This is a genomic window from Tepidanaerobacter sp. EBM-49, assembly GCF_001896645.1.
In the GTDB taxonomy this organism is placed as follows: Bacteria; Bacillota; Thermosediminibacteria; order Thermosediminibacterales; family Tepidanaerobacteraceae; genus Tepidanaerobacter; species Tepidanaerobacter syntrophicus.
In genome coordinates, this window is the sequence record NZ_MPPE01000005.1 from 90844 (window position 1) to 102588 (window position 11745).

Sequence of the window (11745 nt, forward strand, 5' to 3'; positions counted from 1 at the left end):
AGGGTTTGACCTCCTATTATAACCTATTATAGTAAATTTATTCCAAAAGATTTGAGCATATTATTTAATCTAAACAGCGGCAAGCCCACTATATTGTAATAATCGCCGCAAATTTTTTCCACAAAAAGCGCTCCTTTTCCCTGGATGCCATAAGCTCCTGCTTTATCCATAGGTTCACCGGAATCTATGTAGTTTTGAATTTCTGATTCAGTAAGATTTTTAAATTTGACTTGGCTTTCTTCAAATTGATTTATGCTATGATTGGTAGCTGCATCTACTAAAGCAACCCCAGTAAAAACACTGTGCCAGCAGCCACTTAAGCGACTCAGCATTTTTCTTGCACAACTTCTGTCAGCAGGTTTACCGAAGATTTCATTATCTAAAACTACTATCGTGTCAGCACCTATTATTATCCCGTTTTCATATTTTCCACTGACAGCCAAGGCTTTCCTAAGAGCAAGCTCTGCTACTAAATTTCCAAAATCAGCTGTAGCCGGCATATCTTCATCTATATCGCTTGGATCTGTAATAAATTTTAAGCCTATTTGATTTAATAGCTCCTGCCTCCTGGGAGATGCAGACGCTAGAATTAAACTTTTTAACATCTTTAAACTCCTTTATTGCATCTGTTGATACAAAATAATTGCAACAATAAGACCTATTGCCACTGCCAAACTAAGCGCTATATCAAAACCAAAAACAATACTTATAACGCCTAAGTTTAGGTTGGTGGTCGAAAGGCCTACATGAATCCCTTTGTTTAGAATAGGAACGGTATCGTTTAATGCTTGGCCTAAAGCTCCACCGGCAAGAAGCCCTACTAGTAAAACAATGATTAGAATCGAGGGATTATAGCGATTTCTTTTCATTTATTACCTGCCCTTTCATCGTTATATCATAATAAAATATTCTAATAAAAAAATGCGGGAAGACTGCGCCGTACAAAATCAGCTGCAAGTCCTGTAAACAGGCCCATAATAAGGCCCAATATCATTAAATACGGCAGATAAATGTAAAGTCCAAAAGTAGAAAGGACAATCGCTGCTACGGTAATTTGTACAAAATTATGAGTGACAGCACCTAGGATACTTATTCCAACCAGGCTGAATATATTTTTAAAATATTTGTATGCTCCTGCCATAATTATAGTGCTTAAAATCCCTCCGCTTAAGCTGTAAAGTAAACTAGAAAATGAGCCGGAAAGAGCCGCACCTAAAATGCATCGCAATACGCAAACAACAAGACCATCTTTATAACCATAAAGCACTATTGCCAAAAGCGATATAATATTTGCAAGGCCTAACTTTGCACCTGGTATCGGAAACGGTAATGGCAGCATATTTTCAAAAATGTGCAGCACTATGCCTATGGTTACAAGCAGTGATAGAAAAACCATCTTGTAACTTTTTTTCATTATCAGGTTCATTCCTCTTATAAAATTTGTGTCACTTGTTCAAAAGCTTACACCATCTATATCATTGTCATGTCCGGTATTGCCATTGACTATTTTAATCACTATCTTATTTGGAAGGCATACAATAATTTGGCCAGGACGGCTAATCCACCCTTGCCTTACACAATCCTGGTCAGGGCAGTCTGAATATATAATACGTACTTTATCTTTGTCCACTTCAACTATACTCTTATGATTTCTTGCAGGAACAGTCAGTTTGAAGTTAGAACCATTTTCACCAAGCAAGATTTTCTGAAATAGCTTCCCGTTTACCTCGATTACAGCATAAGTTTTCTCTGCTGCAAAACCAAATATTTGGAAAGCTGCGAGTAGTAAAAATGACAAGAGCAATACAACGCAAATAAGTATTTTGTCGCCTTTTGTAATCAAGGTAATCCCTACTCGTTCAAATCCGTATATTTCATATGCTTAGTGTAACATTTTATTCCATCTAAAACAAGGGGAAAATGGATGTATCAAGGTTTGTAAATTTGTTATAATAATTTATACAACAAAATTATAAATAGTCAGGGGACACAATTGAGATGATATTCAAAAAATCAAGAAATTATTCAGTTATATTATTATTGATATTCGTAATGACATTACTTCCAATCGCAAAAGCAGAAGCTGTACCCTTAGTATCTTCCGCAAAAGTTGATATCGTACAAAATACTGATCCTGGACAAAGAATCCTTATTATAGTACCTCATCCTGATGATGAATCTCTTGGAACAGCCGGCATTATTCAAAAAGCTGTTAACTTAAAAAGACCTATTAAGGTCATAATTGTAACTGATGGAGAAAGCTCAAAAATGTCTGCAATTGCATTTACTGATAACGAAAACCCTATGCCCCATGACTTTTATGAATTGGGGCTGGAGCGTCAAAAAGAAAGTATGTCGGCAATGGCAAAACTTGGTCTTCCTAAAGAAGACTTAATATTTCTTGGATTTGCCGATGGGAGCATAAGATTTTTATGGAGCGATTATTGGGACAATGGAAAGCCACGAGTCAGTGGTGGAACGCAAGTTGCATATTCTCCATATAGTAATGTATACAAGCCTAAAATTGCATATACAGGGCAAAATTTAGAAAACTGCCTAGCAGAGATAATGGCTTCATTTAAGCCTACAGATATATACTATCCGATGGCAGACGATATGCATCCTGATCATTGGGGAGTAAGCAATTTTACGCGATATACCATTAATGCACTGAATCTAAAGGTAAAGGAACACATGTTTCTCGTCAACTATCCTCACTGGCCTTCTCCGTGGTTTATGGTTTCAAACAAGCATGAGTCATTATTGCCTCCTTCAGACCTTAAAAGCAGTAATACATCATGGCAAAGCTTACCACTGGATAAAAATGAAGAATTTAACAAAGAAATGGCAATTAGGCAATACAAATCACAAATGAAAGTTACGGCACCATTTCTGCTGACATTTGTTAGAAAAAATGAGCTTTTTGCAGTAAAGGCTCCCATAATCGTGCCTAAGGAAACTTCCAAACCCAATTTGTCACCAATGAACATATCTCATCCTCTCATTGTTATGAATGGAGGAGGCCTGTTAAACCAAAGGATTCACAAAAGTGCAGACATAGTAAAATTTACAGCTTTTACATACAATAACGATCTGTATCTTGGTTTAGAATCCTTAGGACCTATTTCAGATAAGGTACTTTACAATTTTGAGTTAAGGCTATTTTACGAGAAAGGTATAAAAAGGATTGATTTATCCTTAGTTAATGGCAAGCTCAGACAAGTAAGAAAGGCTTCGAATTCAATCGTAGAATCTGTGATTACAGATCATCCTATAATAAATAAAAACACTCTCTGGATAAAGGTAAAAATACCTCAAGAAGAGAGCTTAAGATATATATTTATGGGAGCAAATGTAATATATAAAAATAACTTAACAGATAAAGTACCTTGGAATATTTATAAGCTTGAAAAGTAAAATCAGCTGCGCAAGCTAAATATGAAAAATTGTTTAACTCTTTAGGATAAATTTTAGATGGGAACCTTTCGGTTCCCATCTCTTCCTTTATTCTTATTATATTTGCTCTCCTAATTTTCCTTCTTCAGGTTTTTCTTGCTGAATTTCCTCAGGTCTTACAATTTTCTCTACTATTAAGTCAACTTTTTCTACTTTATATCCTGTTAAGGCCTCTACTTCGCTGATAATCTTCTGTCTTGTCTTTTCTGCCACTTCAGGAATTTTAACGCCGTACATAACAGAAAATCTTACTTCAAAAGAAACACTGCCGGGTCCTTCTTCTAGTTCGCTAGGATCTGTTTTCTTTACTGATATTTGTGGCGTGAACCTGTCGAACATCTGAGTGAAACCTGCTAACCCGCCTTTTTTACCTTGTTTGTAAACTTCCTCGACTTCACGCATAGCTTCTTTTGCTATTTCCACAAAAACTGATTCATTGATAAATGTTTTCCCACTCACACTACCAAGCCTCCTCGTTATTATTTATTGCCTAACTATATTATATAATATATTCGACTCTATGTGTAAATAACCTTCTTGATTTCGCGATTTTTCTTATTTAGTTTTGAATTAAGAAAGGATTTTCCATTTTTATGTAGAATTAATATTTTGAACCAAATAACAAGTTAAGGAGAATCTCTAATGAATTATATTGATCTTAGAAGTGATACAGTAACTTTACCAACTCAGGAAATGCGCGACGCTATGTACAATGCTGAGGTAGGAGATGATGTTTACGGCGAGGATCCTACTGTAAACCATTTAGAAGAGGCGGCAGCTAAAATGTTCGGCAAAGAAGCCGCTATGTTTGTAACCAGTGGGACCCAAGGCAATCAGATATGCGTAATGACGCATACTAATCCCGGAGATGAGATAATTTTAGAAGAAAAGTCTCATATAATAACGTATGAAGTAGGGGGTATAGGCCGGCTTTCAGGAGTTCAGGCAAGACTTATTAGAGGCACAAAAGGCGCCATGGATCCTTCAGACATTAAAGCCGCTATACGTGACGATGACATACATCAACCCAAGACCAGCCTTATTTGTGTAGAAAATACCCATAACCGGGCAGGCGGAACTGTTATACCAATGGATATTCTCCAAAATACATATGAACTTGCCAAAAATTACGATATTCCGGTACACATGGATGGAGCAAGAATTTTTAATGCAGCTACATATTTGAATATACCGGTAAATCAAATTGCAAGATATGCAGATTCTGTAATGTTTTGCCTTTCAAAAGGTTTGTGTGCGCCGGTAGGTTCTTTAGTGGTAGGGACAAAAAGTTTTATAGCAAAAGCCCGGAAATTTAGGAAAATGCTCGGCGGAGGAATGCGGCAGTCGGGATTTTTAGCAGCTGCAGGTATCATAGCATTAGAAAAGATGCCTTCTAGGCTAAACGAGGATCACAAAAATGCAAGACTTCTTGCGGAGGGACTTTGTAATATTCCCGGAATTAAAATAGACATGGAAACGGTTCAAACAAATATCATAGTTTGTGATATAGCAAATCTGAACATGTCTGCTGATGAATTTTCTTCGAAACTTTATGAAAAAGGAATTAAAATAAACGGAGGAGGAGGAACTACTGTAAGGTTTGTAACTCATTATGGAATTGCCAGAAGCGATATCGAAACAGCTTTAGAATCTATTAAATCGATTTTTGATAAGAAACACATATCTTGAAATTTAGGAGGGAACTACTTTTGCAACTTTCAGACGGACTAAAGGGGACTTACATGATTTATGCTTTAGCAGTAGTTATCATAATTTTCTTGGTTGTATATCTCGTTGGTAAAAAAAGAGAAAATGATAAGATTGAAGCAATTATTAAACGGCTTCAGCAATTTAACGAAGGGCTCTTATGGCAAAATTTCGACGACATCGCAAAAGGCGGCGCTCTTGGTAAGCTCTGCAAAGAAATTGCCGGCGTCACTCAAAACACGAGGCATCTTACAGGTGAACTTTCTATAGCTTCAGAACAGTTGCAGGAATTATGTAGGAAATTTTCTTCAGAAACTGAAACTTCGGCCAAGGCTTCTCAAGAAGTCGCAGAGACTATTAGCCATATAGCTCAAAGAGCCGAAGAGCAAGTAAAGGCATGCACCAATGCCGTAAATGAAGTTGCAAATCTAAGCGAGTTTTCTAATCGCATAGCTAAGGAAACCGACAATGTAGTCTTGGGGAATAAGGAAGTTCAAAAATCTTTAAACGAAACATCTAAGCTAATTGAAAACCTTGTGAATTCAGTTAAACTCACATCGGAAGAAAATAATGCCACCGCCCAAAAAGTCCAATTTTTAAAGCAAGAGGCAGACAAAATAGGCGGTATTATAGGTTCCGTTGAAAGTATTGCAAAACAAACAAACCTACTTTCCTTAAATGCAGCAATCGAAGCTGCAAGAGCAGGCAATGCAGGCAAACAGTTTGCAGTAGTAGCTGATGAAATCCGAAAACTCTCCATAAACGCTCAATCCGCCGCCGGCGAAATCAGAGAAAATATTGAAAATATTAGTAATAATATCCTTGAATTGTCAGAGGAAATTGTATCGAGTTTTGATAAAATAAAAAAAGAGGCCGAACAGGCAAATACTACAAAAAATTCTTTACAAGCCACTTCGACAATAATCGAAAATACGCTAAAATCAATGGACCATATAAGCAAACTCACAAAAGATCAGGCTACCGCTACAGAAAATATCAAAAATTTAATTGTGGATTTTTCCTCACTTACAGAAAACATTTCTGCCGCTTTCCAGGAAACTGCAGCAGTTTCTGAGGAGCAAGCTGCTGTAATGAACAATATAAATAATTCTACGGAGAGTCTTTTGAAAGTTTCATCCGAAATATCAGGCTATGTTGGTAAAGTGTTAAAGAATAAGGAATATGATGTATCGCAAGAAGTAAAATTAAAACTGCTTAATGCACTTAAAAAACATGCAAAATCAAATGAGATGCTTTCAATGAAAAAAGAAGAACATATGAGGATCTTTAATGAATTGAAGAAGGAATTTCCGGGCATTACCGGTATAATAACCGTAGATGAACACGGAAAAAGTATAGCAAACTCTAATCCTTCCGAAGTAACTGATTTTTCTTTTAGAGACTGGTTTAAATCTACGAAAAATGGACAAGATTTTACCTCAAAAATGTATATTTCAGCCCTTACAGGAAAACCAACAATTAATGTTGCAACACCAATTTTAAAAGATGGCCAATTTATTGGAGCAATTACTGCAGGGATATGCCTTAATCAATGAAAATGGTCATAGACCGCCTGAGCAGCTTTTTTGTTCATTCCTGGTGCGCCGGCAAGTTCTTCAACAGAAGCCTGTCTGATGCCCTCAAGACTGCCAAAAGTCTTAAGGAGTGCTAATCGGCGGGCTTTTCCTATACCCGGAATATCATCCAAGGCAGATTTTAAATTTCTTTTGCTGCGCAAACTTCTATGAAAAGTTATTGCAAAGCGATGAGCTTCATCTCGCACTCGCTGAACTAAATAAAGAGCTTCCGAATCTTCGGGCAATACTATGGGTTCTTCTTTTCCTTCTACAAAAATATGTTCAAACTCTTTTGCAAGTCCTATTGTAAATATGGACTCTAATCCTAGCTCTCTCAGAGCTTCTCGCGCATACCTTAATTGTCCTTTACCTCCGTCAATCAGCAATAGGTCTGGTAGATTGTTAAATTTTTCATCGCCTAAAATCGCTCTTTTAAAACGCCTAAAAATAACTTCTCTCATGCTTTCAAAATCATTTGGCCCTTCGACTGTCTTGATTTTAAATTTCCTGTAATCTTCTTTTTTAGGCTGTCCTTCTTCAAAAACCACCATTGATGCTACTGATTCTGTCCCTTGTGTATTTGAGATATCAAACGCTTCGATTCTATGAGGTATATCTTTTAAACCAAGATATTTTTGCAGTTCTTCAAGCGCTTGCATGTTTTTAAGTTTCTCTCGTTCATCTTTATTTTCAATTTGTTCTAAGTATATTCGTGCATTTTCCGCTACCATTTCAGCTAGTTTTTTCTTTTCTCCTCTTTTAGGAATTGATATATACACTTTAGAACCCTTTTTCCCATAAAGCCATTCTTGTATTGTAGTCTTATCTTCAATTTCTTCCTCAATTATAATTTCCTTAGGGATAAAATTTGTATTATTATAGAACTGCTTTACAAAAGCGGTAAGAATTTCCTTGCGCTCTGCGCCATTAGTATTGCTAAGGATAAATGGCTCTCGTTCCACGAGTTTTCCTTCTCTTACAAAAAACACCTGAATACATACTGTATCTATGCCTCTTGCCATTGCAATAATATCCTGGTCAGTCATGTCAGTAGATACGATCTTTTGCTCTTCAAGAACTTTCTGTAATGCTGATATTTGGTCTCTAAGTATTGCGGCTTTTTCAAAATCTAGTTTTGCGGCTTCTTCTTCCATTTTTTCTCTTAATTGTTTAATAAGAGTTTCTTGCTTGCCCTCTAAAAACATAACGATATTTTTTATCATTTCATCATATTCTTCTTGTTCCACCGAACCCTGACACGGCGCAAGGCAGCGTTTTATATAATAATTAAGACAGGGTCTTTCTTTTAGCGGTACCTGACTTAAATCTTTTTTGCAGCTGCGAATAGGGAATACTTTATTTATTACATCTATAGCTTCCCTCATTGCTCCAACATCGGCATAAGGTCCAAAATAGCGAGCACCATCTTTTTTTACCCTTCTTACAACTTCCAGGCGCGGAAAAGGTTGACTAGTTGCGATTTTAATATAAGGATACTGCTTATCATCTCTTAACAATATATTATATTTCGGTCTGTTAAACTTGATTAAATTACATTCTAAGATAAGTGCTTCAACTTCTGAATCCGTTACTATATATTCAATATTTTCGATTTTCGGAACCATTGAGGCAACTTTCACAGGTAGGTTTTTTGGTGACTGAAAGTAAGACCTTACTCTGTTTTTTAAAGACACAGCCTTGCCTATATAAATAATTCTTCCTCGTTTATCTTTCATAATGTAAACACCGGGTTTTTCTGGAAACTCTGCAATTTTCTCCGGATTAAACATAAATTATTCCTCCTGCTGCAACTCTTTTATTTTTCCCGATGAATATGGTTTACATGTTCAAATCCTTCTTTTATAATATGAACCACATGTTCGTCATCTAATGTATAAAATACTTGTTTACCTTCTTTGCGGAATTTTACCAGGTGAGCTGTTCTAAGCACTCTTAAATGGTGCGATACATTTGAAACTGTAGAGTTTAAAAGAGTTGCTATATCGCATACACATAATTCATCCTTTGAAAGCAAGTATACAATCTTTACCCTGGTTTCATCCGCTAGGACTTTAAATAAATCTGCCAAATCCACCATATCAGGAATAGTACCTGCAAGTTTCCTGACTTTATCTTCTTCAATACTAAACACTTCACAAACATCAATTTCTTTGCTTACATTATTATCATTATTCTCCATTTGGCTTCCCTCTAAAGTTTATTCACATGAATTATATCAAACTTGGCAAGATGTTTCCACTTCCGTTATACCGCATTATCACAAAAACATCACATTTTGCACAAATTTCTGCTGTAATTTTTCTGGTAAAATAAACTTGATCGTTAAATCCCCTTTTATACATCTTAATTATTAACCCCCTTTTTTGGCAGGTATCCCCTGCCTTAATTTTTTTTAAATCTTACTGGTGCAGCAATTATTTTTTTGATATACTTTCAATATGCATAAATGTTGCTTAAAGCTTAATGTTTGTAATTTTCGAGGAGGCAAAAAAATGATCATCGGTGTCGTTAAAGAATTAAAAGAACAAGAAAATCGAGTGGCTATTACACCAGCAGGCACAGACGCCCTTATATCCAGTGGCCATCAAGTGCTAATTGAGAAAGGGGCAGGTCTGGGGTCTGGTTTTTCTGACGAAAGTTATGAGGCTGCAGGGGCAACAATAATTGACAGTGCCTCAACTGTGTGGGAGAAAAGTGAGCTAGTGATAAAGGTTAAAGAGCCCCACGAGTCGGAGTATAAATACTTAAGACCCGGATTGGTATTCTTCGGTTATTTGCATCTTGCAGCCGACGAAGCGCTTACTAAGGCCATTGTCGATTCAGGAGTTACTGCAATAGCCTATGAAACGGTTCAGCGCAGTGATAGAAGTCTTCCTTTGTTAACACCCATGAGCGAAATTGCAGGCCGCATGGCCATTCAGGAAGGTGCAATATATCTTGAAAAAACTCGAGGAGGCAAGGGAATTCTTTTAGAAGGTGTCCCGGGAGTTACTCCCGGCTCAGTAGTTGTGGTTGGAGCAGGAACTGTGGGCACAGGCGCTATTAGAAGAGCTATGGGTCTTGGCGCTCATGTTACAGTAATAGATGTAAATGTGGACAGGCTAAGATACCTTGATGATCTTTTCATGGGCAGACTTGAAACACTATATTCAAATCGTTTAAATATAACTGAGGCGCTAAAGACCGCAGATCTTGTAGTAGGATCGGTTCTGATTCCCGGCGCTAAAGCACCCAAGCTTATAACTGAAGACATGGTCAAAAACATGCAGCCCGGCAGTGTCATTGTAGATGTTGCCATAGATCAGGGAGGTTGTGTTGAAACCATAGATCATCCAACAACTCATGCCGACCCGGTATTTGTAAAACATGGTGTAATTCACTATGCGGTTTCAAATATTCCTGGCGCAGTACCGCGCACATCAACTCTTGCCTTGACCAATGCTACCTTGCCTTATCTTTTAAAGATAGCCGACAAAGGGTGGAAACAGGCTGTTTTAGAAGATCCTGCTCTTGCAAAAGGTGTAAATGTCTTAAATGGAAAAATCACATATGAGGCAGTTGCAAACGCCCATAATCTCCCCTATTATCCGCTGGAAACAGTGATAAAAGAAATTTGATCTAAAACTCTGTGCTAAAGATTTTTTAGCACAGAGTTTTTAGTTAATTCATCAAACCTGCAATAGCTGCTCCTATAAGCGTTGAATTATCAGCTCGCACAAATTCAAAATACATATCCTTTTTGTCATTTAGATAATCTTTCATGTAGTAAACAAGTTTATCCCTAAATAATTTTGATTTATAGAAGGTAGAACCTTCGCAAGTTATGCAAACGGGTTTGCACGGATTTGTTCCCTCGCCGGTTTTAGATAAAATTGCTGAAAGATTTATAGCAGTGAGTTTTGCGGCTCTTTCAATAATCGCATCGATTAAATGATATAAAACTATGGCATCGTTGCTATCTCCAAGGCAGCAAGTGGAAAGTAAGCTTTTTGAATAGGGGTAGTACAAGAAATCATTAATATCCACCGCTGTAATTTCGCCAATTTTGTCAAGTCTGTCGGAAAATTCTTTTGTAACAAGCTTATCTTCTGCAGCTTTTTTCACTACAGCAGAAATCAAGCCTCCTTGATATCTTCCGGAAATCATTTTTTCGAAAGTATAAGAGCCGGGATTTGCTGTCTGAAGATCGAACTCTTTGTCAATTACGCCTTGTGGGGCCTTTGCGTACCCGCCGGACTCAATATTTATTATCATAGAACCTAATTTATTTTGAATATCCGGAAGCTTTTTTATGTTTTTATTCTGTTCCACATAGCACGTATTTGTTCCGGTGCCCAAGATGAAACCTACATAACTCGAAAACACTCGGTCCGGGTATGTAGCTTTGCCTCCAAGGAGTGTAGCAACTGTATCGTTTAAAACAACTATTTCTTTATCATCGGAAAACCCCGCATCTTTTAAGGCTTTTAACAAGCCTTCGCCCACTGCCTCTCCTATGAGCTCGCTGAGTTTTATTTCTTTGCTGAATTGTAGAACCTTCCCGTCTTTGTTAGGAAGAGCCTCAGTAGGATATGAAAAGCAAAATCCTATTTTTTTGCTGTAATTAAGCAATGGCTTCATGAAATTTACAATTGTCTCAAAGAATTCTTTTTTAGATGTTTCTCGTTCAACGCCGGGCATAGGATAGGACTTGTAATTTTCGATAATCGGTCCTTTTTCTTCATCAAAATAGCATCCCGCAACTCTAAAATTAGTCCCTCCGGCATCTAAGACTATAACGGGTTCATTAAAAGGCACCTTTTCCCCAAGACTTATGTACGTGGGTATCATCTGGAGGGAGCTAGCCTCTCCTTTAAGACCTTTTTCCATTTCTTCTACAAACAGTTTACAATTCTCTTCTATGTCTATTTCTTCATAGCTCATAGAATATTGCTTCAAAAACTCTTTAACTTCTTGCTTTGTTTTTTGCAATCACATCACCTCT

At 37.0% G+C, this 11745-nt stretch carries 13 protein-coding genes; 4 read left to right on the forward strand and 9 right to left on the reverse strand.

Annotated elements, in window-relative coordinates; genetic code table 11:
• Nucleotides 1–26 precede the first annotated feature (26 nt).
• The 4 genes from BUE08_RS01150 to BUE08_RS01165 are packed head-to-tail and all read right to left on the reverse strand — an operon-like array spanning nt 27 to nt 1843.
• Entirely contained in the window at nt 27–605 is a 579-nt protein-coding gene (locus tag BUE08_RS01150; protein WP_213951110.1) for a Maf family protein, read from the reverse strand.
• 12 nt (nt 606–617) lie between these two features.
• Entirely contained in the window at nt 618–869 is a 252-nt protein-coding gene (locus BUE08_RS01155; protein WP_286680144.1) for a DUF4321 domain-containing protein, read from the reverse strand.
• Between the two features lie 41 nt (nt 870–910).
• Nucleotides 911–1414 (reverse strand): Gx transporter family protein, encoded by a 504-nt coding sequence (locus BUE08_RS01160; protein WP_059033672.1) that lies wholly within the window; start codon nt 1412–1414, stop codon nt 911–913.
• Nucleotides 1415–1453: 39 nt separating this feature from the next.
• On the reverse strand, nt 1454–1843 hold the full coding sequence (locus BUE08_RS01165; RefSeq protein WP_286680145.1) for a NusG domain II-containing protein: 390 nt from the start codon (nt 1841–1843) through the stop codon (nt 1454–1456).
• 155 nt (nt 1844–1998) lie between these two features.
• On the opposite strand from BUE08_RS01165, the gene BUE08_RS01170 reads away from it, so the two are divergent.
• Nucleotides 1999–3417 (forward strand): PIG-L deacetylase family protein, encoded by a 1419-nt coding sequence (locus tag BUE08_RS01170; RefSeq protein WP_286680146.1) that lies wholly within the window; start codon nt 1999–2001, stop codon nt 3415–3417.
• A 96-nt stretch (nt 3418–3513) separates the two neighbouring features.
• Here BUE08_RS01170 and BUE08_RS01175 read toward each other — a convergent pair whose 3' ends face one another.
• Nucleotides 3514–3915, reverse strand: coding sequence for an Asp23/Gls24 family envelope stress response protein (locus BUE08_RS01175; RefSeq protein ID WP_059033665.1), 402 nt, complete (start codon nt 3913–3915; stop codon nt 3514–3516).
• Nucleotides 3916–4098: 183 nt separating this feature from the next.
• Here BUE08_RS01175 and ltaE point away from each other — a divergent pair, with 183 nt between their 5' ends.
• Complete coding sequence (gene ltaE / locus BUE08_RS01180; protein WP_286680147.1) at nt 4099–5145, forward strand: low-specificity L-threonine aldolase; 1047 nt, start codon at nt 4099–4101, stop codon at nt 5143–5145.
• Nucleotides 5146–5165: 20 nt separating this feature from the next.
• Nucleotides 5166–6719, forward strand: coding sequence for a methyl-accepting chemotaxis protein (locus tag BUE08_RS01185; protein ID WP_273039421.1), 1554 nt, complete (start codon nt 5166–5168; stop codon nt 6717–6719).
• On the opposite strand, the gene uvrC is transcribed toward BUE08_RS01185, so the two are convergent.
• The 3 genes from uvrC to BUE08_RS01200 are packed head-to-tail and all read right to left on the reverse strand — an operon-like array spanning nt 6713 to nt 9103.
• Nucleotides 6713–8530 (reverse strand): excinuclease ABC subunit UvrC, encoded by a 1818-nt coding sequence (uvrC, locus tag BUE08_RS01190; RefSeq protein ID WP_286680148.1) that lies wholly within the window; start codon nt 8528–8530, stop codon nt 6713–6715. The genes BUE08_RS01185 and uvrC overlap by 7 nt on opposite strands.
• A 26-nt stretch (nt 8531–8556) precedes the next feature.
• Nucleotides 8557–8940: an ArsR/SmtB family transcription factor gene (locus tag BUE08_RS01195; protein WP_059033658.1), complete on the reverse strand. Its 384-nt coding sequence runs from the start codon at nt 8938–8940 to the stop codon at nt 8557–8559.
• Between the two features lie 31 nt (nt 8941–8971).
• Complete coding sequence (locus BUE08_RS01200; RefSeq protein ID WP_273039423.1) at nt 8972–9103, reverse strand: hypothetical protein; 132 nt, start codon at nt 9101–9103, stop codon at nt 8972–8974.
• A gap of 150 nt (nt 9104–9253) precedes the next feature.
• On the opposite strand from BUE08_RS01200, the gene ald reads away from it, so the two are divergent.
• A complete protein-coding gene (ald, locus tag BUE08_RS01205; protein ID WP_286680149.1) occupies nt 9254–10378 on the forward strand; it encodes an alanine dehydrogenase in 1125 nt (374 codons plus the stop codon).
• Nucleotides 10379–10421: 43 nt separating this feature from the next.
• On the opposite strand, the gene BUE08_RS01210 is transcribed toward ald, so the two are convergent.
• Nucleotides 10422–11732: a hexokinase family protein gene (locus BUE08_RS01210; RefSeq protein ID WP_273039425.1), complete on the reverse strand. Its 1311-nt coding sequence runs from the start codon at nt 11730–11732 to the stop codon at nt 10422–10424.
• Between the last annotated feature and the right edge of the window lie 13 nt (nt 11733–11745).